General features: G+C 41.6%; 21 protein-coding genes and 2 pseudogenes. 14 read left to right on the forward strand and 9 right to left on the reverse strand.

Annotation, left to right across the window (positions count from 1 at the left end; translation table 11 throughout):
• Window positions 1-128 precede the first annotated feature (128 nt).
• Both AC1F2U_RS28185 and AC1F2U_RS28190 read right to left on the reverse strand, forming a co-directional pair.
• Window positions 129-424 (reverse strand): annotated as a pseudogene (locus tag AC1F2U_RS28185) (response regulator); the annotation flags it as partial.
• A 67-nt stretch (window positions 425-491) separates the two neighbouring features.
• Window positions 492-2924, reverse strand: coding sequence for an MASE1 domain-containing protein (locus tag AC1F2U_RS28190; protein WP_480264140.1), 2433 nt, complete (start codon window positions 2922-2924; stop codon window positions 492-494).
• Window positions 2925-3296: 372 nt separating this feature from the next.
• Here AC1F2U_RS28190 and AC1F2U_RS28195 point away from each other — a divergent pair, with 372 nt between their 5' ends.
• Together AC1F2U_RS28195 and AC1F2U_RS28200 are read left to right on the forward strand one after the other, a co-directional pair.
• Window positions 3297-3542, forward strand: coding sequence for an HNH endonuclease (locus AC1F2U_RS28195; protein WP_480264141.1), 246 nt, complete (start codon window positions 3297-3299; stop codon window positions 3540-3542).
• 209 nt (window positions 3543-3751) lie between these two features.
• Complete coding sequence (locus AC1F2U_RS28200; protein ID WP_480264142.1) at window positions 3752-4027, forward strand: HU family DNA-binding protein; 276 nt, start codon at window positions 3752-3754, stop codon at window positions 4025-4027.
• Window positions 4028-4144: 117 nt separating this feature from the next.
• Here AC1F2U_RS28200 and AC1F2U_RS28205 read toward each other — a convergent pair whose 3' ends face one another.
• Together AC1F2U_RS28205 and AC1F2U_RS28210 are read right to left on the reverse strand one after the other, a co-directional pair.
• Window positions 4145-4228: a DUF2795 domain-containing protein gene (locus AC1F2U_RS28205; protein ID WP_480264186.1), complete on the reverse strand. Its 84-nt coding sequence runs from the start codon at window positions 4226-4228 to the stop codon at window positions 4145-4147.
• The gene (locus AC1F2U_RS28210) at window positions 4225-4419 is read right to left on the reverse strand and encodes a DUF2795 domain-containing protein (protein ID WP_480264143.1); all 195 of its coding nucleotides are present in this window, start codon (window positions 4417-4419) and stop codon (window positions 4225-4227) included. Before AC1F2U_RS28210 ends, AC1F2U_RS28205 begins: the two co-directional genes overlap by 4 nt.
• Before the next feature lie 47 nt (window positions 4420-4466).
• Here AC1F2U_RS28210 and AC1F2U_RS28215 point away from each other — a divergent pair, with 47 nt between their 5' ends.
• Window positions 4467-4694, forward strand: a complete 228-nt coding sequence (locus AC1F2U_RS28215) for a hypothetical protein (protein WP_480264144.1) — start codon at window positions 4467-4469, stop codon at window positions 4692-4694.
• Window positions 4695-4798: 104 nt separating this feature from the next.
• Window positions 4799-5890 carry a GHMP family kinase ATP-binding protein gene (locus tag AC1F2U_RS28220; RefSeq protein ID WP_480264145.1) on the forward strand — a complete coding sequence of 364 codons (1092 nt, stop codon included), beginning with the start codon at window positions 4799-4801 and terminating at the stop codon, window positions 5888-5890.
• A 725-nt stretch (window positions 5891-6615) separates the two neighbouring features.
• Here AC1F2U_RS28220 and AC1F2U_RS28225 read toward each other — a convergent pair.
• Together AC1F2U_RS28225 and thrS are read right to left on the reverse strand one after the other, a co-directional pair.
• Window positions 6616-6705 (reverse strand): annotated as a pseudogene (locus AC1F2U_RS28225) (element excision factor XisH family protein); the annotation flags it as partial.
• A gap of 66 nt (window positions 6706-6771) precedes the next feature.
• Window positions 6772-8703: a threonine--tRNA ligase gene (thrS, locus tag AC1F2U_RS28230; RefSeq protein ID WP_480264146.1), complete on the reverse strand. Its 1932-nt coding sequence runs from the start codon at window positions 8701-8703 to the stop codon at window positions 6772-6774.
• Window positions 8704-9317: 614 nt separating this feature from the next.
• On the opposite strand from thrS, the gene AC1F2U_RS28235 reads away from it, so the two are divergent.
• From AC1F2U_RS28235 to AC1F2U_RS28260, 6 genes are all read left to right on the forward strand, one after another.
• Window positions 9318-9635: a DUF2605 domain-containing protein gene (locus AC1F2U_RS28235; RefSeq protein ID WP_335000699.1), complete on the forward strand. Its 318-nt coding sequence runs from the start codon at window positions 9318-9320 to the stop codon at window positions 9633-9635.
• 309 nt (window positions 9636-9944) lie between these two features.
• Window positions 9945-10274 carry a DUF2973 domain-containing protein gene (locus tag AC1F2U_RS28240; protein WP_480264147.1) on the forward strand — a complete coding sequence of 110 codons (330 nt, stop codon included), beginning with the start codon at window positions 9945-9947 and terminating at the stop codon, window positions 10272-10274.
• A gap of 215 nt (window positions 10275-10489) precedes the next feature.
• Window positions 10490-10627, forward strand: coding sequence for a hypothetical protein (locus tag AC1F2U_RS28245; protein WP_480264188.1), 138 nt, complete (start codon window positions 10490-10492; stop codon window positions 10625-10627).
• A 60-nt stretch (window positions 10628-10687) separates the two neighbouring features.
• Window positions 10688-11101: a RusA family crossover junction endodeoxyribonuclease gene (locus AC1F2U_RS28250; RefSeq protein WP_292752920.1), complete on the forward strand. Its 414-nt coding sequence runs from the start codon at window positions 10688-10690 to the stop codon at window positions 11099-11101.
• Window positions 11101-11781 carry a hypothetical protein gene (locus tag AC1F2U_RS28255; protein WP_480264148.1) on the forward strand — a complete coding sequence of 227 codons (681 nt, stop codon included), beginning with the start codon at window positions 11101-11103 and terminating at the stop codon, window positions 11779-11781. The genes AC1F2U_RS28250 and AC1F2U_RS28255 overlap by 1 nt, the downstream gene beginning before the upstream one ends.
• Window positions 11768-11893: a hypothetical protein gene (locus AC1F2U_RS28260; protein ID WP_480264149.1), complete on the forward strand. Its 126-nt coding sequence runs from the start codon at window positions 11768-11770 to the stop codon at window positions 11891-11893. The genes AC1F2U_RS28255 and AC1F2U_RS28260 overlap by 14 nt, the downstream gene beginning before the upstream one ends.
• Here the strand turns inward: AC1F2U_RS28260 and AC1F2U_RS28265 are convergent.
• The gene (locus AC1F2U_RS28265; RefSeq protein ID WP_480264150.1) at window positions 11890-14181 is read right to left on the reverse strand and encodes an amylo-alpha-1,6-glucosidase; all 2292 of its coding nucleotides are present in this window, start codon (window positions 14179-14181) and stop codon (window positions 11890-11892) included. The two genes, AC1F2U_RS28260 and AC1F2U_RS28265, sit on opposite strands and share 4 nt — an antisense overlap.
• 1037 nt (window positions 14182-15218) lie before the next feature.
• On the opposite strand from AC1F2U_RS28265, the gene AC1F2U_RS28270 reads away from it, so the two are divergent.
• The 3 genes from AC1F2U_RS28270 (at window position 15219) to trpE (ending at window position 19513) form a co-directional block, all read left to right on the forward strand.
• Window positions 15219-17228 (forward strand): DICT sensory domain-containing protein, encoded by a 2010-nt coding sequence (locus tag AC1F2U_RS28270; protein ID WP_480264151.1) that lies wholly within the window; start codon window positions 15219-15221, stop codon window positions 17226-17228.
• Between the two features lie 235 nt (window positions 17229-17463).
• On the forward strand, window positions 17464-17889 hold the full coding sequence (locus tag AC1F2U_RS28275) for a photosystem I reaction center subunit II PsaD (protein ID WP_322667867.1): 426 nt from the start codon (window positions 17464-17466) through the stop codon (window positions 17887-17889).
• Between the two features lie 94 nt (window positions 17890-17983).
• Window positions 17984-19513: an anthranilate synthase component I gene (gene trpE / locus AC1F2U_RS28280; RefSeq protein ID WP_480264152.1), complete on the forward strand. Its 1530-nt coding sequence runs from the start codon at window positions 17984-17986 to the stop codon at window positions 19511-19513.
• Window positions 19514-20003: 490 nt separating this feature from the next.
• On the opposite strand, the gene AC1F2U_RS28285 is transcribed toward trpE, so the two are convergent.
• Together AC1F2U_RS28285 and AC1F2U_RS28290 are read right to left on the reverse strand one after the other, a co-directional pair.
• Window positions 20004-20243, reverse strand: coding sequence for a hypothetical protein (locus tag AC1F2U_RS28285; RefSeq protein WP_334900333.1), 240 nt, complete (start codon window positions 20241-20243; stop codon window positions 20004-20006).
• A gap of 69 nt (window positions 20244-20312) precedes the next feature.
• Entirely contained in the window at window positions 20313-20525 is a 213-nt protein-coding gene (locus AC1F2U_RS28290; RefSeq protein ID WP_480264153.1) for a high light inducible protein, read from the reverse strand.
• A gap of 186 nt (window positions 20526-20711) precedes the next feature.
• On the opposite strand from AC1F2U_RS28290, the gene AC1F2U_RS28295 reads away from it, so the two are divergent.
• Window positions 20712-20867 carry a hypothetical protein gene (locus tag AC1F2U_RS28295; RefSeq protein ID WP_480264154.1) on the forward strand — a complete coding sequence of 52 codons (156 nt, stop codon included), beginning with the start codon at window positions 20712-20714 and terminating at the stop codon, window positions 20865-20867.
• Window positions 20868-20939 lie beyond the last annotated feature (72 nt).

The following is a 20939-nucleotide window of genomic DNA, read 5'->3' on the forward strand; positions in this document are numbered from 1 at the left end:
ACCATTTTTCAAAGCATGGAGGCATGGCGGCGGGAGTTGTCTCTTTCATGGGAGCTTACTTTGACGTGAAAGCTAGGCTGAAAAAGAATTATACCCCTTTTTACTCCTCTATTTTGTCTAAGTCCCACTAACGAGAACCCTTTCACCATATTTCCAGTATCAGCCAACGCTGTCATAAAAATAATTGGGATGTTTTGCGTTAATGGATCGGCTTTAAGTTTCTGGCAAGTCTCAAACCCATCTATTCCCGGCATTTGCACACTAACAAAATTAGAGCAGGTGGTTTATGCTGCACCATTTCGATCGCACTTTCTCCATCTTCGGCGACTCTAACCGCGAAACCTGCACTCTTTAGCGCTTGTGATAGTACTGACAAATTAGTTGGATTATCATCAACAATTAAAACAAAATCAGAGTTTTTCATGGTTATCAAATGGTTTTTATAAAATGAACTAACAAGACAAAAAATCTTATTAAGGATTATTTACAGTTTATTTGGACTGGCTTATCCATTGATTTAATGCCTGTCGCAATTTCCTGATTTGGAAATTTTCGGCAAGTTGGATTATTTGTTGAGCAAAATCAAAATAAACAGGATGATTACTCTTTAAGTTATTGGCTTCATGCAATATCCCATCAAGATTGCCATCTTTTGCTAACTCATACAAGCTAGTCAAAATATCAATCGAAGGTAAAGAGAGCTTCTCAGAATCTGACTGAATATGAGTTTGGCTGTGCTTTAAATCAACTTCCAATTTTGGTACATAAATCCATACCAAATTTAATTTTACTCGCAGTAATTCCAGCAAAGTTTCAGCTACAACAGGTTTAGATAAGAAAGCATCCGCCCCAACATCTAAACTCCGATTTTGATCGCTGTCAAACACACTTGCAGAAGAAGCAATTATTGCTATGTTTTTTAATTGAGCAGATTGCTTGATGTACCGAATCAGATCAAAACCATCCATTACAGGCATAACTAAATCAGTAACGATCAAATCAGGTTGAGATGTAACAGCCCGATCAATCCCCTCTTGTCCATTACTAGCTTCTATTAACTCAAATCCAATCGGTTCTAATAAATTAAGGATTACCGAACGGTTTTCCCACTTGTCATCTACTACTAAAATGCTGCGTTTTTTGCCTTGATAGCCTGTAATAGCTCCTTGTTGCATTACTCTGGAACTTGCAGCCCATTGTTTTGCTTCTGGTAACTCTACTTCAAACCAGAAAATACTACCTTGACCAATTTGACTTTCAACTTCCAAAGTACTACCCATGAGGTAAACAATTTTTTGACTAATAGCTAATCCCAAACCTGTTCCTTCAGATTGTCGTTTGATGTCTCCTGCTTGCTCAAAGGGAAGGAAGATTTTCTGCAATTGCATCGATGTCATCCCAACCCCTGTATCTTCTACTTGAAAACGAATTTTATAATTAGTTATTTGTTGTGTTTCTTGACTACTGACAGATGACGAATGATTAATAACGTTTACTTTTAAAGTCACCCCACCTTTATCTGTAAACTTGATTGCGTTACCCAAAAGATTAATCAGAACTTGCCGCAGTCTTTTCTCATCGGCGTGGATACCAACCGGGAGTTGAGAGTCGGGCTGATAGGTGAAGGAAATAACTTTTTGATCGGCTTTAATCCGACAAATTTCGATTACTCCTTCCAGAAACGAAGGAAAATGGAAATCGATGGGATTCAACTCCATTTTGCGGGCTTCGATTTTAGACAAATCCAGCACGTCATTAATTAAAGTTAATAGATGAAAGCCGCATTGATGGATAATTTCAATTCCTTTGTATCCTTTGTCTGACAAGGTTTCAGTCCGTTGTAGAATTTGAGTATAACCGAGGATGCCATTGAGTGGAGTTCGTAATTCGTGGCTCATGTTGGCGAGAAATTCACTTTTGGCTTGATTGGCAACTTCGGCAACAGTTTTTGCTTCGTTGAGTTGGGCAGTTCGTTCTTCAACTCGTCGTTCTAGTTCATCATTGGTTTGCCGCAGTATGATTGCCGATCTTTGGTTTTCACTAGTTACCGCAGAGATCACAAAGGTAGTGATAGCAATTACACAAATGAATGATTGCAACAAGATGAGCGATTCATTAGGTGAGAGTTGTTTAGCAAACGAACCAAAGCCTTTAACAGTACCAAAAACCGCGATCGCTGACACAATAAGTACAGCTAGAGTCGATATCCGCGCTTCAAATCGAAATGCCGTCCAAATTAACGGCGGAACGATCATGTATTCAATTGGGTATCCCCCTGAAAAAGCGACCCGAACAATCGCCGTCATTGACAAGAAGACGAATGCAAGTTCGATAATTTGTCGCCGATGGAAGCTTCTCGGCGATGGAGATTTTTGCAACCATGCCAGCACTAAAGGTGTAACAATTAAAATACCTGTGCTGTCTGATGTTAGCCAAGTTCGACAAATGTTACTAAATATTGACCAAGGTGCAATACCACTAATACAAAGCGTTAGTGCAGCCAAGATGGAACTGATTAGGGGGCTGGGTATAGTCAGAACCATAAATTTAAAAATATCTTGCGATCGCTCTAAGAAATGGCGACGCTTGATAAACTTATGAATTAAAAAAGTTGCGACGAAAGGAGTAATTAAATTGACGGCCGGAATGATAGTACTAATTAAAAGATTGTTCTTAAAAAAGAAAATATAACTAACAATAAAATCACTCAAAAATATGATGGGCCAGATCCGATAACCTATCAATAACATTCCTGCTAAAAACACACCGAATGAAGGCCAAAATGCTGACGCACCACCGACAAATGTCATGGATAAACCTATGTATCCAAGTCCGAGGTGAACAATAGGAATAGTCAGTGCTGCTATTATAAATGGACGATCCAGCTTGGGTAGGAATTGCTGCTTTATCGTAGTTTGCTGCATTTCTTGTCTCCGTGCAGATAGCTGAAGGCCAGTAACCCTCAACAAAGGTTGTCCAGTTTATAATTCCCAAAAGTAGTTGTGACTTTTATCATCAAGAATAGATATGGTATAGCTGTCATACCGTAAGGATTCAGGTTTAAAATTGTGGAAGCAAAGAAGGGCGAGACTGAGAATTAATAGAGCCAGCTAGTAGAGCTTGTGCAAAAAAATCAATCACACCTCACAACAGCAACGGTATCGGGTCTGAAAGCTAGAAGAATATCTATGTTCATTGGCGAAAGATTCTTGTAGCAACAATACTTTTAACTTAGTCGATTTTAAGATAAGCTTTGTTGATTGATAAGTCACTATAGATTGCAAAAATACATCGTCATGAGTCAGGGCGTATATCCAGACAATTGGAAAGAAATTGCGACAGCGCTAAAAGCTGACTGTGATTGGCGTTGTACTAAATGTGGTAAGGTCTGCTTACGTCTTGGGAAAAAACCACCTGATTGGACAAAATCCCAGCGCAAAGCTCATACACTTCAGGTACATCACTGGAATTGTTACCCTGGTGACAATCGGCTGGAGAACTTGGCTTGCCTGTGTAGTGGCTGTCACCTTTACTACCATTGATTTGGACGCGGGAATATTTCTCCTAGACAGTTGTCAGTGTTTACTCAAAAGAAAGTTAGCTAAAATTTGACCGATTGCAGATGTGAGCGCTCACCCTTTTTGAGTATTGTTAATTTTCATGTGTTGCTAGAAATTTATTCCTTTTTCCCTTTCTTAATAAGAGGTAGTGATGCTAGATTTCGACTACTTGCAATGTTTCAGGGTGATTTATGAACAAAGGCGAATTGGTGGATACTGTAGCAGCAAAGACAAATATTACAAAAAAGCAAGCTGATGAAGTAATCAGTGCTTTTTTGTCAGTTGTCACCGAAGCTGTAGCGAATGGGGATAAGGTAACGCTCATTGGGTTTGGGTCATTCGAGCGACGCGATCGCTCAGAGCGTGAAGGGCGTAATCCCAAAACTAAGGAGACAATCACAATTCCAGCTACTAGAGTTCCTGCGTTTTCTCCTGGAAAGCTGTTTCGAGAAAAAGTAGCACCTTAACCAATACAGATGTATTTACTTTACTACTAGCAATGCAATCACTGTTGATTGTTGATTGATTGCATTGTCTACATCAGCTAATGTTTCATACTGTTTACAAGGCAAACATTTCAAGGCTTACAGGACTTTCTCATCAACACCTTTTTCCTCAGCATACTTAACTAAGCCTTTTTTGCTGAGTGGATAGTTAACTGCAATCAAGTTTTCTCTAATTGTACTGGACTGATTTTAGTAATGAATATTTCATCAATTAAGTTGACCACATCAGCCAGAGTTTCATATTGTTTTGAAGGCAATTTCTTCAAAACTCGCAGGATTTTCTCGTCAATACCTTTTTCTTCAGCATACTTAACCAAGCCTTTTTTGCTAAGGGAATAGTTAACTTTGTTCAAATTTTTTGTAGCTGCACTGGATTCACTTTAGCCATAATAAATCTCCTTTGTCTACTTCTCATTTAGTTATAAAACTTCCTCAACCGGATCTAGGACAAGCAGATAGGGAGCGATCGCACCAAGCTCACTGCCTTCATGCAATAGCAAGTTATTTGAAGCTTTTTATTGTGGAATGCGTTCAGCCCCGAACTTGCGCTGATGCCTGTAAGGATAGATTGGCGCGATCGCTCTTATGGAGCGTAGTCATCGCTTCCCCAGTCAATTCTCACGAGTGATTGCCGAAAGCGCTGCTGATGTGGGCTATTGCAGTGATGAATGGTATGTTGTTTATTCAAGCTAATCAGAATAATATACCTCGATTAAGAACAGGAAACTTCAAATGAGAATTTTTGTTCCAGGGCGTCTTTGTTTGTTCGGAGAACACAGCGATTGGGCAGGAGAATATCGCAGTGTTAATCCTCTGATCGAAAAGGGCTACACCTTAATTGTTGGTACTAATCAAGGAATTTATGCCTCGGTCTTGCCTAATCCTACTGAGTTAATTATTCGTACTTCTCTCAATGATGGTAGGGGTTATGAACCTCTGAGATTACCTATGGAATCTAATACCCTGAAGTGCATAGCGGCAGAGGGCGGTTTTTTTAGTTATGCTGCTGGTACAGCATATCAAATTCTAACTCATTATGATGTCGGCGGACTTGAGGTTGATAATTATCTAACCGACTTACCCATCCAAAAGGGATTATCTTCGAGTGCTGCCTTTTGCGTTCTGATTGCGAGGGCTTTCGATCGTCTGTATGACTTGAAGATGACAATTCGTTCAGAAATGGAGTTTGCCTACCTGGGAGAAAGAACCACTCCTAGCCTTTGTGGTCGTATGGATCAGGCTTGTGCTTATGGAAATCGCCCAATATTGATGATATTTGATGGTGAAGAAATTGACCTGCTCGAACTGAAAGTTAGTGAGGATTTGTTTTTTGTGATTGTCGATCTTGGCGGCAGCAAAAACACACAAGAAATACTACAAAAATTGAATCAGTGTTATCCTTTTGCTACTAATCCAATACAGCAAAATGTCCAAAAATATTTTGGTTATATTAGCTCTGAAATTACCCAGGCAGCAGTTGAAGCAATACAAAGAGGAGATGCTCAACTTCTTGGAGCTTTAATGACGAAAGCCCAAGCAGAATTTGATCGGCACGTAGTTCCGGCTTGTCCTGAGCAATTAACTGCAAAAAAGCTGCATCTGCTTCTCGATCACGAGCCACTTAAGCCTTATATCTTCGGAGGGAAAGGCGTGGGTTCTCAGGGCGATGGCACTGCACAACTAATCGTTAAAAATCAAGAAAGTCAAAAAAAAGCTATCGAAATTATTAAGCGCGATTTTCCTCAAATGCAAGCGTTACAGTTAACTATTTCAAGACTACCTACTCCGATAATTGACTTAGCTGAGGACAAAAAGCAGTATTAGGATGTTTGTCAGCAAATGCGCTTAATACTTTATTCGCGCTCAAAGACAAAAATAATTGAAATCAGTTTGTTCGTCTTGGGATCGCATGGCTCATATAAATTTAACAATCGGTAATTTAAAGCATGAAACTCGTTTATCCATGATTCGAGCGTTCTAAAATACTAAGGAGTAGGGTGAAATGGCTTATCTAAAACTGTTTGCCATGAAGATTTCGCGCCATCCATTGGAGTATGTAGAGTCACCGCAAGCAATTATCGGATGAAGCGTTTGAATGATTATTTTGCCTTTGGACTCTAACAGGTTATGACCTGCCTTGGCGATCTCATCAAGACTGCATTCGCCTAGAATTGAAAAGTTGCAGATAAAGTAAGAGAAATAGTTAATGGTGCTAAATCTTTGTGATGCAAGATCCGAGTAGGAACAGACAACAAAGCGAGAATCACCACTATGCCTTGCTGCCTCAATGAGATCGGCGCAAAAATCAACACCCTAGCCATCAATTCCTAAAGAAAAAAGCTGTTGAGACAACTATCCCTCACCGCATCCAATGTCTAAGAATATTCGTGGATTAAGTATAAAGAGATAGAGGAGCTTAGTTTAAAATCTAGATAATGCTTTACTCTTGCGTCTCGGTAAGCTTTTGTTGATATTCTTTGTACTCTCTGTCTTTATGCTGCCAGTATTTCTCAACTGTTTTTTTAGCAGCGATCGTACAGTGCCTGTTTTTTCAGCTTAAAGGGGTCATCCGTAATCTTCCACCCATCTTTGATAAGTGCATTTTTCACACAATCATGATAAATGTCTTTGGCTGGCATTAATTCTGATTTCTCAGTTAATTTTTTAGGCTGGGCATTACCCAGCCTACTGTTTGCTATTTGAAATTAATCCAATTTTTTCATATTGGTTCCTACTGCTTCTGTAAAATCAATGTTGAAGTTCTCGAAGCTAGCTTCAGACTCTGCGCTTGTGACATCGATCTGAAGGTTATCAAAGTTAGCGATCGCTTCTTGCAATTTACCCACAGCTTGATGAACAGAAATACTACCTAAGTCTCCAGAGGCGCGGGTACGGATACTCAAGGTGTTCGTTTCCACTTCCTTGGCTCCCACCACTGCCATCACGGGTATTTTTTCTTTCTCTGCATTGCGGATCTGTTTACCCAAGCGATCGCCACTGGTATCAACTTCCGCACGGATGCCTAACGCACGCATCTTCGTTACCACATCTTTAGCAAAATCTAGCTGTGTATCACCCACGGGTAGTAATCTAGCTTGCACTGGCGCTAACCACAAAGGGAAATCACCTGCATATTCTTCAATTAAGATCCCAATTAGCCGTTCCAGCGAACCAAAAGGCGCACGGTGAATCATCACTGGGCGTTTGCGAACCCCATCTTCGGCAACGTATTCTAACTCAAAGCGTTCAGGCAAATTGTAATCCACTTGTACAGTTCCTAATTGCCACTCGCGTTCTAGGGCATCACTAAAGATAAAGTCGAGTTTGGGGCCATAAAAAGCCGCTTCTCCAATCCCTTCAAAGTGTTCCATCCCCAAGGTTTCAACTGCACGGCGAATTGCACCTTCGGCTTTGTCCCAAACTTCATCTGAACCGATGTACTTATCACTAGCAGGATCGCGGAAACTGAGTCTAGCTTTAAAGTTTTTCAGTTGCAGCTTATTGAACACCGACAAAATCAAATCCACCACACTGAGAAATTCGCTATCTAGTTGTTCTGGAGTAACGAACAGGTGAGAATCATCTACAGTAAAGCCGCGCACCCGTGTTAAACCGCCCAATTCGCCTGACTGTTCGTAGCGGTAAACAGTACCAAATTCCGCCAGCCGCATCGGTAATTCCCGATAAGAGCGTAACTCACTCTTATATATTTGGATATGGAAGGGGCAGTTCATCGGCTTCATAACGAAGCCCTGTTCCTGTGCAGCCGATTCCTCATCATCTGCCATTAAGGGGAACATATCTTCTTTATATTTCTGCCAATGTCCAGAGGTTTTAAATAAATCTACTCTGGCAATGTGAGGAGTTACTACAGATAAATAACCCCGTTTTACCTGTTCTTGCTTCAGGAAGTCTTCTAAAGTACTCCGCAACAAAGTGCCTTTGGGTGTCCACAAAGGTAAACCCGGCCCTACTAGATCGGAAAATATAAATAATCCCAGTTCCTTACCCAGTTTCCGGTGATCTCGCCGTAGCGCTTCTTCTTTGCGTCGCTTATATTCAGCGAGTTGTTCTGGACTTTCCCAAGCGGTGGCGTAGATGCGTTGTAGTTGGGCTTTAGTTTCATCCCCACGCCAATAAGCACCAGCAACGCTTTCTAGTTCAATTGCCTTAGGGTTTAATTCGCTGGTGTTTTCCAGATGGGGCCCCGCACACAAATCCCACCATTCATTCCCCAAGTGGTAAATCGTGATTGGTTCGTTTTTGATATCTGCCAGGATTTCTAGCTTGTAAGGTTCCTTAATTTCCTGAATCCGGCGTTCGGCTTCTTCGCGGCTGACTTCTTCCCGAATTACTGCTAGTTTGCGATTGATAATCTTCGCCATCTCTTTCTTGATGGCTTTGAGATCGTTTTCGCTAAATGGTTCTGGATTGTCGAAGTCGTAGTAAAAACCGTTTTCTATCCAAGGGCCGATTGTAACTTGCGCCTTGGGAAACAGCTTTTGTACCGCCATTGCCATAACATGGGAAGCAGTGTGGCGAATCTTTTTTAAGTTCTCCGATTCGCTGGTACGCGGTAAATAAATTTTTTCAACTTGTTCTGACTGTTGTGACTGATTTGATGAATTTGGCGACATTGGCTGCTGAACCGTTGGCGAAGTGATTACAAAAGTTGATTTGTCTGAATCTGTAGGCTTATTCAACTATAACGACTTTGGTTAAGTAGTCATTTGTCATTTGTCATTGGTTATTGGTGCATACCCCATCCCTTGCAATGCCATAAGCAGTTCAACAAAGCTCATCGTAAACTTGCTTTGATGGTGGGTAGAAAAACTTTTTCTTTCATCGCAGTAATTCAAACTATGTTAAAGAGTGGGCGTGCTTTCTCTTGGACTAATCACTAATAACTAATGACTGCGCGTAGAGGTTTGATTCTGAGTCCTGAATTTTGACTCCTGAATTCTTGTTCAATCCAAAAATAAAGATAAATTTTTGATTTGTTACCTGAGTATCAAATTCAGGATTGCCCGCAATCGCTAAATTATCTTATGAATTGCAACTCGATGTCATATATACCTATAGATGCCTGTCCAAAGGCACTGTACAAACCAGATATCAAGACTATATAATAAAATTTGTGCCCTTTGTTACAAAATTTTACATCAATAAATTATGAGAGAAACCCAAAAAGTATTAAGAAACGTAAATAACGTTAATATTAGTAAGCAAGTTTGAAATATCCCTATCATTTATGTCAGACTCAAATTTACCAGGGACTGAGTTGTTGAAAACGGTTTTAGATCCGCTGCTGGAAGATTTTCAGCATTGGTTTACGCGATCGCGCCATTTACTCGAAACTGAGGAACTCTCATTTATGAGTCAGCAAGAGCAATCTGACTTGCTCTTGCGGGTTAAGCAAGCGCAGGACGAATTAAATACGGCAAAGATGCTATTTAATGCAACTGATAAACAAGTCGGAATTGATATGGCAACGTTAATGCCTTGGCATGAATTAGTAACAGAATGCTGGAATGTGGCAATGCGCTTTCGTCAAGGACGTGAAGTCTAAGCGCGTCAAATTTCGGCAAACAACTTAGCGATGTCTCAAGACTTACCACAAAAGCGTCTACGCAAGATGGTAAATCAGTCGTTAAAAAGATAGTAGAAAATTCTTAACAATTTCTTAACATTAACTGGATTAGCAAAATAATGTATCTTATGCTACCGTAAGTGGAATAACGGTTGACAAATAGCTTCATATAAATGTAAGCGCCTGAAAAATGCGTAGAATACTCGTCTTAACTGTGAGTACAGTATCGGCGAAACAAAGCGTTACAAAATTAAAGTTTTAAAAATTGCTGTTCTGGAGGAAAATCAAATGTTACATCTGCTTTACATTCTTGCTTTTACAATCCTTGCATTTATAGCTGTTGGCAACTTAATCCGTAACCTGATTATGTTCAGTTTCGATCGGGAGCGAACTTACCCGACAAATTCCTCGCCAATGAATAATCAAGGTAACTATGGTTATTATTCATCAAAAAAACAGTTTGTACCCCATCCAGAGTTGTTGGATAGCGCTGGAAACTTAATTAAAGAGCCACTTTTGGTAATGCGTTCGATTAACGTTGAAGATGCGCGTCAACATCTCGATGCACTTTACGAAGCATCCCCAGGACCTAAAAGAGATAATTCCGAAGAAGCATAATGTAGAGACGCGATTAATCGCGTCTGTTAGCAATTTGGGTGTAAATGATTGTTGTTTTTACATCCTTAATTTTTTTTAGCAGAAATTTATTACTATCTCTGAATTTGAGGCGATCGCGTCAGTAGGCTGGAAAATTAATATTGTATTATTCTCAGATCGCAAAGCGGCGCACAAGAAATGTGAAGTCAAAAAAGCGACTCGATAACTGTCGTCCAATGACGACAGTCAGAATTAGGATTCCCGAAAATGCGATTGAGGATTTGAAGCGAGTATCACCATTATTAGGGTTTTCTAGCTATCAGCTATTAGTTCATGCTTATATTGGACAAGGACTTCGAGTTGATATTGAGTGACTTGAGGGTGATATTGTTTACTAGCATAGGATAACCTGCGATCTATTATTTAAAAGTGCATTGACCAGATTTGAGTTCATAGTAAATGGGCGACCAGTATCACAACAGGCTCGTAAGCGCGGTAAGGGCAATAGGCTTCAAGATTGGAAAAAGACAGTGCGACAAGAAGCTGAAAAATACTGGTCTTCGGAACAAAAAACAGCTACTGGGTTGGTTATGCTCCAGATAACCTATTTCTATGATTCTGTTCAAATAGATATAGATAATATAGTGAAGCCTATTCAAGATGCAATTAAAGGATTAGCCTACGTCGATGATAATCAAGTAAGCGATCTCCTAGTTAGAAAGAGGAATTTGTCAGGTAACTTTAGAATAGAAAACATGACCTCGACATTGGCGGAAGGATTTGCTAGTGGCAATGAGTTCTTACATATTGTCGTAATTGATGCTCCTAACCAGGAGGTAATTATTTGATGGAAACTCCAACTGCAAACTTAGAAAGAGAGCGATTGCTGAAACTAGCAGAGGAGTATCGTGAAAAGGGTTACGAAGTTTTTTTTCATCCAGATCCAGAAGACTTGCCAGACTTCCTTAATCACTATCGCCCTGACATGATAGTACGTCGGGGAGAAGAAAATGTAGTTATTGAAGTCAAGTCACGCTCTTCACTTAGCTCTTCTTCTAATCAATATTTAGGTAATTTAGCTCAAGCGGTAGAAAAACATCCTGCTTGGAGATTTGAATTAGTAATGACCAACCCGGAGGATACAATGTATTCTCCCAAAGCAGAGGCTTCTCTTCAAGAACATGAAATAGAATCACAGTTGCAAGTAGCAAGGCAACTTACAACGCAACATCCAGAATCAGCTATCCTATATTCTTGGTCTTTGGTAGAAGCAACTTTGAGACTTATTGCCCAAAAGGAAGGGCTAAGTTTAGAAAGATTTGATCCACACTACTTAGTAAAGCAATTAACAACTGAAGGTGTAATTTCAAAAGCTGAGTATCAGTTACTAATGAATGCACTCCCATTACGTAATTCTATTGCTCATGGCTTCAAAACTACACAACTTACGCAAAATTTTGTATCTGAATTGATCGAGCTTACAGAGCAGCTTTTGAGAACTCTACACACTGGCGATGAAGTACGCTAACACTGGATTGTTGGAGTGGATGGCACTGCGCGACGATGTCTACGACGGGCTACGCCTACGCACTAACCATAAAATAGGGAGTGGTAAATTCCTAACTCCCTACTCTCTCTAAGCTTCAATAACTACCCGTAAATTGCCCCGTTTTTTCGCAACGCGACAAGCAGTCGTAGTCCCAGAACGCTCGAATTCCAAATCGAGGATGGTGGGGCCGACTCGTAAATTATGAAATGACAGGCGATTAATCGATTCTGGCAAAGCGGGGTCGATTATTCGCAAGCAATTATTTTGAGCATCAGGCACCAAATTTACCATCATTTGCAGTAGTTGGAAAACACTACCCGTAGCCCAAGCTTGGGGAGTGCAAGCAACCGGATACTGTACAGGAGCATTATCACCGTTTCGTTCGTAGCCGCAAAAAAGTTCTGGAGGACGTTGATAGGGTTGCTGCTCAGTCATATCGAATAAACCTTGGAATATTTCTAAGGCTTGATCGATAAGACCGAGCGATCGCAATCCCATTGCGATCAGAGCGTTATCATGGGGCCAAACCGAACCAATGTGATAACCCATCGGATTATAAGCGGGTGACAAACTACTTAGAGTCCGAATGCCCCAACCATTAAACATATCTGGTGCCCGCAACCGTTCTGCTACACTATGAGCTTTTTCGTCTGTGAAAAGTCCCAAATGCAGACAATGACCGGGATTTGAGGTAATACTGTCTACTGGCTTACCTTCTCCATCCAAAGCCAGGGCGCAGAAATCTTGATCTTCTACCCAAAAATCTCGATTAAACTGAACCTTAAGATTTCTGGCTTCTTCTTGCCAACGATCTGCCAAATCAAGCCGCTTCTTCATCCTAGCTATTTCTGCTAGGCGTATTTTTGCAGCATAGACGTAAGCTTGTACCTCACAGAGAGCAATTGGGCCGTTGGCTAATTCTCCCTTCCGGTCTACAATACAGTCGCCAGAATCTTTCCAACCTTGATTAGCAAGACCGCGTTTCGATGTACGGAAGTAGCTGAGGTAAGTGGTTTCTTTGGTATTGCGATCGATCCACTCCATTGCCGCTAGAGCATTGGGCCAAAGTTGCTCTAAGAGTTCTCCATCGTGAGTCCAAGCATAGTGTTCGGCATAGAGCAGCAACCACAAGGGAGTGGCATCAACAGTACCGTAGTAAGGTGTATGAGGAATTTCTTGACAACGAGCCATTTCTCCCAAACGTAACTCGTGCAAAATCTTACCCGGTTCTTCTTCGCGCCATTCGTCGTCAATTTTACCTTGGTATGTCGCCAGTAATATCAGAGTTTCCTTGGCGATTTGCGAGTTTAACATCAGGCTTTGGGAAGCTGTAATCAGCGAATCTCGCCCAAATAATGTCGAAAACCAAGGTACTCCAGCAGAAACAGTCTTATGCTTACCAAAAGACTGGCGCAACAAATACATATCTTGTTCAGCCCGCTCAATCACTCGATTGAAGGTACTCTTATCTGAACTAATGCGAGTAATTTGTTGTACCCAGTGTTGCTCCTCCATCCACTCAGCAGCTTTCGCTTGTCCTAAAGTAGTAGCGGCACTCACGGTTGAACTGGACTGGTTGTTTCTCAACATATTCACTCGGTAGCCCAGCTTTTGAGTTTCGTGAGAAGCCAACTCTAGCTGCCAAACCGCAGTGTAACCCTTGAAATTGTTTGGTTGCCGATGCTGGAATAAAATTCGGGATTCCATCACCGAGCCATCCAGACCTTGATAGGCGAGTGTTAAGGATTCTTCTCTATAGGCAGATGGCTCTTTAGGTACTGGTGCAACACCATCGACGTGAGAAAATGTTCCTTCCTCAATCGTCGGTTCTACTAGGCGTAAAAGCCGACCTCGTTTTTCTCTGTCATAGCCACGGACTTCAAATAAATCAACAAAATCCGCATCAAAACTGATACTTAGTTCAAAATTGACAGTGGTTGTGCTGTAGTTAGATACTTCTATTTCTTCAAATAGTGCTCCATTCAGCACGATTTCTCGGCGAATTCCGATAGTCTCGGCTTTCAGGCGTTCGTCGATTCTGGGGTTGGTACACAAAACTGAGAGTGCAAAACCTTTTTCGGCAGTACTACTGAGGAGTACAGGCGATCGCCCTTCAATTTGTAACTCCAAGCGATTGAGAAATCTCGTATCACAACAAAACAGTCCCATACTGGGATTGCCATCGTTGAGGGAACAGCCAGAAATATTCCCGATAGTATCTGTCACAAAAAATAAATCATCATCTTTAACCGTTAGTGTCGGTTGCGATCTTTCAGCCACAACACAAGGCCACTCCGGGATCGGTAATTGTTCGGCAGGAATAAAAGTTTTTCCATCCAGAAAAATTTTTTCTGGGGTGATTAGCGTATCCGGTGTCATTAGACAAAGTTCCGTGTACAGGTGTATTAGCAGCGCTGATATCTATATAAACAAATCTTGTTGAAGGATGCAGAAGGATGTTCGGCGATCGCTCAGTCGAACCGCAGGAGGCGCTAGGAAGACTGCCCTGTCTACGACACGCTGCGCGAACAGCAATAACTGTCTTTCGTCGATAAATTTATATTTTATAAGCGTGAGGTCAAGACTGAAAACTGAGGATTTTAAGATAATTTATTAGTCTTTAAACTTTCAAAGACACAGGATATATAGTATACTCAGCAAAAATGTGAAATTGAGATGTTTTTGTTGAACATAGAGAACATTTATTTAGTATAAGATTTTGTTTTAAGAGGATGTTTTAAAAGTGGTCATCTGTAATTTTAGGCATTTCTAGATCCCCCCTAACCCCCTTTCAAAAAGGGGGAACTGGAATCAAAGTCCCCCAATTTATCGGTGGATTTAGAGGGATCTAATACGTTTTGTTACCGACCAAAGAACTTTGAAAACATCCTCTAAATAATCTTTGATATTTGATTAGACTAATTTAAGATAATTAATTGATTAAGTTTAATAACTAATTATAAATTAAGTTATGTAAATATCAAAGTCAGGATTTTTGGCTAAGAAAATTTATTTAGCGAACATAAATCAACGTCGGCAAAGTAGGTAATGTCTACGACAGGCTATTTTGCCGACGCATGGACTGTAAATCGATTGTCCGTGATTATTAGCTAACACAGTAGTTAAAACCATACAAGAATTAATGTTTTAGTACTTATTCCTGAAAAAATTTACCTGTACAAGCAAAAGCATCAGTTGTCCTGAATGTATATTGGGCGTAATAGGTTGTCAATCAACAAATCAAGTGTACCCACGCCCCTTAGTTGGTAACAAAGTGTTGCGACTGCTTTGGTGAAAAGCGCTTTTTAGCGTTCTTTACATATTGCAGCTGTCTATTTAACTTGAGAGTCCCTTGGAATTTGTACAATGCAGCTGTGACGTGGATCTGATCGAGGTTGAGCGTTTAACAATAATTCATGAGCATTTCAACTTCTGTGCTGAGTGATCTGCTAAAGTCCCTACCCTACTTGCGGCCCCAGCTATATTTTAAGGCTTCACTAACGGCGCTCTCCCACGCGATGGAAGATCAAGTTTTGGCTGCGACTTTAGCGAAACCCCTTGTAATTGCTAGTTTCCAGCGAGAGCGATTCTACCGCCAAGAAGCTCATCGCTACCAGCGACTTGCTTTGCGAAGTAATCAAATATACGTATTATCTGCTCCAGAAACGGATTTTGCCAACAGTTCGGAACACTATGAAAAAGTGGCTTTTGAGCCAACGGATGGCTTAAGTCAGGAGTGGCATTTGGTAGTGATTGCTGACAATTATGCTACTTGTCTGGTTTGCCGAGAAAACCTTGGTTCTCTTGCCAAAAACAACCAACTACCGGAACTAAGCCCTAATCTGGATATAGACACAGCCCGAAGATTTGAGGGAATTTGGACATCGGAAAGAGGAGTTAGCCTCAAAGCAGCTGAATTGCTGTTAGATAGAGTTTTGGTTTACAGACCAGAACTGACAAGTAAAATTCAACAGGCACGTCAGAGGTTTGGTATTGGGGAGCCGCGAAACTACTCTGGAGCCGAACAGGTAAACGAGTATGCCTGTGACATTGATACAGATCCCTTTGTACAGCGCTTAGTAACTTATTTGCAAGCTAGTCAGTACAAATTGCACAAAGCTTACCGTTCTATTGCTGCTCAAGCACGAAAAGAACGATTAGTCAACTCGATTAGTACTGCCATTCGGCGATCGCTCGATCCTCATGAAGTTCTCCAGGTGGCGGCACAAGAATTAGGACAACACCTAGAAGCTTGTCGCTGTTTAATTTACCGCGCTCAAGCCACCGATAGCCAAGCCATAATTGAACACGAGTTTTTGACCCCCGGTATTTTGTCTGTTTGCGGACAAACCTGGGAGTTAGAGAAAAATTCACTGTTTCAGGACATCGTGGAACAAGGCGAAGGTGTTTCTGTAAGCGATACACTGAGTGACCCCCGCGTTACTAAATCCCCAGGACTTTCCACGATCGCCAAAAAGTTTGCCATTCGTTCTTGGCTGATGGAACCAGTATTTTATCAGGGGCGATTATTGGGGATTGTGGAGTTACATTACTGCCGGATGCCACCCCACGAGTGCCAACCTGGGGAATTGGATTTGGTAAAAGCGATCGCGACCCAAGTAGGAGCAGCTCTCATCCAAGCGGAAGCTTACGCTAACCTAGAAGAACTTAACCAGCAGCTAGAAGCCCTTGACCGCACCCGCAGCAACCTCATAGCCATCACCGGACACGAACTGCGTACCCCCCTATCCACAATTCAAGTGTGCCTGGAAAGTCTCGCTACCGAACCGGATATGCCTTTGGAGTTGCAGCAGGTGATGCTCAACACCGCTCTTTCCGACTCAGAGCGGATGCGAAAACTGGTACAAGATTTTCTTACACTTTCCAACTTAGAAAGCGGCCGGGTGGAATGGCATCCAGAATCCCTCTCTTTACAAGAATGTGTCGATTTAGCACTCAGCCGAAATCGCACGCGTTCCTCAATGGAAAAGCCGCCTCAAATCAAGACTCAAATTGCCGAAAACCTACCTTTAGTCAGAGCTGACGGTGATTGGCTAGTCGAGGTACTGGCAAAACTCATGGACAATGCTTTGAAATTTACGCCGCCCCAAGGAGAAATCACGATTAAAGCGATTTACAACAGCCGTCAAATGGTCGAAGTGACTGTAGCTGACACTGGACGAGGGATTGAACCAAATCGTTTAGAAGTAGTTTTTGACCGCTTCTATCAAGAAGAAGGAGCGCTGCGCCGCACCACTGGCGGGACTGGACTTGGTTTAGCAATTTGCCGTCAAATTGTTAATGGCTGGGGTGGAGAAATTTGGGCAGAGTCAACTGGCAAAGACCAGGGCAGTCAGTTTCACTTCACCATCCCGATTGTTCGGAGTAGCCAAGAGGAAAAGCGGACAAAAGTCAAGAGTAAATAGGGATTGGGCAGAGGAGCAGAGGAGCAGAGGAGCAGGGGAGCAGGGAAGCAGGGGAGCAGGGGAGAAATAATAACTCCTAACTCAGCACTCCTGAAGGCCATGAGGCATTAATTTTTAACAAATGACAAAGAACAAAGGACAAATGACTAAAAACTGTTACAGTCTATGACGCGATCGCAATATGATCCTGGTTGCGATGTTAGGATTCCCTAAAAACGTTGAGAGAATAGACTTTATGGCAGAAACACTCTCTGGACAAACCCCGCTATTTGCTGGCAGCACTGGTGGCTTGCTTACAAAAGCAGCAGTAGAAGAAAAGTACGCTATCACTTGGACTAGCCCGAAAGAGCAAGTTTTTGAATTGCCTACAGGTGGTGCTGCTACTATGCGGAAAGGTGAAAACCTGCTGTATATAGCTCGTAAAGAATATGGCATCTTTTTGGGCGGTCAGCAACTTCGTAAACTCAAAATCACAGATTACAAAGTTTACCGGATTTTACCCAACGGAGAAACTACCTTACTTCACCCAGCTGATGGTGTCTTCCCCGAAAAGGTCAACCCAGGTCGTGACAAAGTGCGTTATGTAGACCGTCGTATCGGACAAAACCCCAGCCCCTCTAAAGTTAAGTTTAGCGGTGTTACTACTTACGACGCTCCGTAACTAGCTGTTAGTAGCTAATGGGTAATTAGTAATGGGTAATTGGTAAATAAAAACCCATTACCCATTACCAATTACCAATTACCTTTGAAAAATAATGATGTTTCCGGATTTCTCCGAGTTTTCCAACCTAGCGCAACAAGGCAACTTCGTCCCTGTATATCAAGAATGGGTGGCAGACCTAGATACGCCCGTATCTGCTTGGTATAAAGTCTGTGCAGGTCAGCCTTATAGCTTTTTGTTGGAATCCATCGAAGGTGGGGAAAAACTGGGACGCTATAGTTTAGTTGGTTGCGATCCGGTGTGGGTTTTGGAAGCAAGGGGCGATCGCACGACTCAGAAAAACCGCGATGGTTCGCAGGTGGTTTTTGCAGGCGACCCTTTTACAGCTTTAGCCGAATGTTTAGCACCTTATCACCCAGTAAAATTACCACAACTACCGCCGGGAATTGGCGGTTTGTTTGGGTTTTGGGGCTATGAATTGATTCAGTGGATTGAGCCGCGTGTGCCAATTTATCCACAAGATGAGCGGAATATCCCTGATGGGTTGTGGATGCAGGTAGACCACTTGTTGATTTTTGACCAGGTGAAGCGGAAAATTTGGGCGATCGCTTATGCTGATTTACGCGACCCGAATGTAGATTTAAAAGCAGCATATCAACAAGCGTGCGATCGCGTCACCCAAATGCTCGAAAAGCTATCTTTACCCCTATCGCCGGAAAAAACCCGATTGGAATGGAAACCGCCAGGGAGCAGAGGGGCAGAGGAGCAGAGGGGCAGAGGAGCAGAGGAATATAACAGTAACTTTACTCGCCCTGATTTTTGTGCCAGTGTCCAAAAGGCCAAAGATTATATTAAAGCAGGCGATATTTTCCAAGTAGTAATTTCCCAGCGGTTATCAACAACATACACAGGCGACCCTTTTGCCCTTTACCGCTCCCTGCGTCAGATAAATCCTTCGCCTTACATGGCTTACTTTAACTTCCAAGATTGGCAAATCATCGGTTCCAGTCCCGAAGTGATGGTGAAAGCCGAAACCGATTCAGATGGTGGAGTAATAGCAACGGTACGCCCAATTGCTGGGACACGTCCACGGGGTAAAACCACTAAGGAAGATGCAGCCTTCGCTCAAGATTTACTCCAAGATCCCAAAGAAATTGCCGAACACGTGATGCTTGTGGATTTAGGGCGGAATGATTTGGGGCGTGTTTGTCAAAGTGGTAGCGTCAAAGTTGATGAATTAATGGTAGTTGAGCGCTACTCTCATGTGATGCACATTGTTAGCAATGTTGTGGGTAAATTAGCACTTGGTAAAACAGCATGGGATTTACTGAAAGCTAGCTTCCCAGCAGGTACGGTAAGCGGCGCACCCAAGATTAGGGCGATGGAAATTATCCACGAGTTAGAGTCTAGTCGTCGGGGTGTTTATTCAGGTGTGTATGGGTATTACGATTTTGAAGGACAATTAAATACTGCGATCGCAATTCGCACAATGGTAGTACACGATCGTACTGTCAGCGTACAAGCCGGTGCAGGTTTGGTAGCTGATTCTGAGCCAGAGAAAGAATACGAAGAGACGCTAAATAAAGCTAGAGGTCTATTAGAGGCGATTCGTTGTTTGCGTTGAAATGAGGACTGAAGAAGGGAATAGGATACGGGTTAGAGGGTACAGATTATTATCTGTCACCTGTAAACTCTCCTTTAACCCCAAAGCTTTTTACTACCTGTATGGTTTCTCTTGCATACAATTAATTGCACACTGGTTTTTGTTGCTTAATTGTAAAACTGCGCTTGATATAAGTACAGTAACAGTTCGATCTGCGGTATGAGAATCCAGACCAGACTTTAAAAGTTGATGTACCAATACCCTTCTATTTTGAATTACATAGGTTTTATTTTGAACAGCAAGATGTTTGGAAACAATTTGTGCTACTTCTAAGCCCACGTATCCACAATACCGCGACAAATTGGGAAGCTTTATAAATCCAATCAACATCAAACTTTTTCCAAAGCTAAATAGAGTTTTTTAAACTTAATTGAAAATTTAAAAGAAGTCCTGGTATTCAAATCCAAGACCTCTATTGAAGTTACTACACACTAGAAATGAACAAACTTACTCATGCTAATTGGCTGAAGTAAATCGCCCAAATAATTCCAGTTACTCCAATGGCAATTAAAAGGTTAGTGAAAAATCTGCCGAACTCAATTTCTTGTCCCAGTCCTTTGTCATCTTGACCGGCAGTAAAAAACAATGACCAGGCTTGATTTGCATTGATAATCTCAAAGTTGTTGAAATCAGGTCTAAAAACAACAGGTCCGATTAAATCCTTTTTGGGATAATCAAAATCAGTTTTCATAAGTAAGTTTGCCTCTAAATTGCTTTATTCGTCAAGTAAAGAAAATTAAGAAATCTCAAAGTGTCTTCTTTAAAGGCTGGTTAGCCATCCAATCAAACCATGTCCAGTAATAACTTCTACAGCTATGAGTGAAACAAAAGCAATCATTGCCAAACGCCCATTGAGTTTTTCGGCATATTTGGTGAATCCTATCTGCGGAGTTTCATGAACATAAACCTTGGGTTCAATCGCAAATCTATTGATTTGACCGCGTTCGTTAATGGTAAAGCCTTTACTTGCCATTTTTGATTCTTTGTTTTTGCTCTCTGTAAACGAATATTAACTATTGTAAATATTTCGTGCAACTACTTGACATACAAAAAAAGGTAGTGGGAACCGTACCAAGTGAGTAGGGTATTTCGGATTTGTGTGAGAACTAGGCAATGTCTACAGTCGGCTCAATACAGTTCGCTTCAGGCAAGAGACGCAATGAATCGCCGTCAAGACGAAAGACTGATTATTGTAGAGACGGCGATTTATCGCGTCTTTGTGATGATTTATCGCATCTTTAGCGATCTAGAATTTTCATCAAAAAATCTTAACCGAACCACATTGACAGTACGCTGTGACGCTCGTGATGTTTGATAGCGAATAGGTACAGCTAAGGATTATGGAAATTTGATGCACACAAAAGTACCAATTGCATTAAATTGAACA

Source organism: Nostoc sp. LEGE 12454, assembly GCF_056620565.1.

Bases quoted from the DNA above. Each gene is read 5' to 3' on its own strand.
- AC1F2U_RS28190 (WP_480264140.1), bottom strand. From the start codon at position 2,924: ATGCAGCAAACTACGATAAAGCAGCAATTCCTACCCAAGCTGGATCGT.
- AC1F2U_RS28195 (WP_480264141.1), top strand. From the start codon at position 3,297: ATGAGTCAGGGCGTATATCCAGACAATTGGAAAGAAATTGCGACAGCG.
- AC1F2U_RS28200 (WP_480264142.1), top strand. From the start codon at position 3,752: ATGAACAAAGGCGAATTGGTGGATACTGTAGCAGCAAAGACAAATATT.
- AC1F2U_RS28220 (WP_480264145.1), top strand. From the start codon at position 4,799: ATGAGAATTTTTGTTCCAGGGCGTCTTTGTTTGTTCGGAGAACACAGC.
- thrS (WP_480264146.1), bottom strand. From the start codon at position 8,703: ATGTCGCCAAATTCATCAAATCAGTCACAACAGTCAGAACAAGTTGAA.
- AC1F2U_RS28235 (WP_335000699.1), top strand. From the start codon at position 9,318: ATGTCAGACTCAAATTTACCAGGGACTGAGTTGTTGAAAACGGTTTTA.
- AC1F2U_RS28240 (WP_480264147.1), top strand. From the start codon at position 9,945: ATGTTACATCTGCTTTACATTCTTGCTTTTACAATCCTTGCATTTATA.
- AC1F2U_RS28245 (WP_480264188.1), top strand. From the start codon at position 10,490: ATGACGACAGTCAGAATTAGGATTCCCGAAAATGCGATTGAGGATTTG.
- AC1F2U_RS28255 (WP_480264148.1), top strand. From the start codon at position 11,101: ATGGAAACTCCAACTGCAAACTTAGAAAGAGAGCGATTGCTGAAACTA.
- AC1F2U_RS28260 (WP_480264149.1), top strand. From the start codon at position 11,768: ATGAAGTACGCTAACACTGGATTGTTGGAGTGGATGGCACTGCGCGAC.
- AC1F2U_RS28265 (WP_480264150.1), bottom strand. From the start codon at position 14,181: ATGACACCGGATACGCTAATCACCCCAGAAAAAATTTTTCTGGATGGA.
- AC1F2U_RS28270 (WP_480264151.1), top strand. From the start codon at position 15,219: ATGAGCATTTCAACTTCTGTGCTGAGTGATCTGCTAAAGTCCCTACCC.
- AC1F2U_RS28275 (WP_322667867.1), top strand. From the start codon at position 17,464: ATGGCAGAAACACTCTCTGGACAAACCCCGCTATTTGCTGGCAGCACT.
- trpE (WP_480264152.1), top strand. From the start codon at position 17,984: ATGATGTTTCCGGATTTCTCCGAGTTTTCCAACCTAGCGCAACAAGGC.
- AC1F2U_RS28285 (WP_334900333.1), bottom strand. From the start codon at position 20,243: ATGAAAACTGATTTTGATTATCCCAAAAAGGATTTAATCGGACCTGTT.
- AC1F2U_RS28290 (WP_480264153.1), bottom strand. From the start codon at position 20,525: ATGGCAAGTAAAGGCTTTACCATTAACGAACGCGGTCAAATCAATAGA.
- AC1F2U_RS28295 (WP_480264154.1), top strand. From the start codon at position 20,712: ATGAATCGCCGTCAAGACGAAAGACTGATTATTGTAGAGACGGCGATT.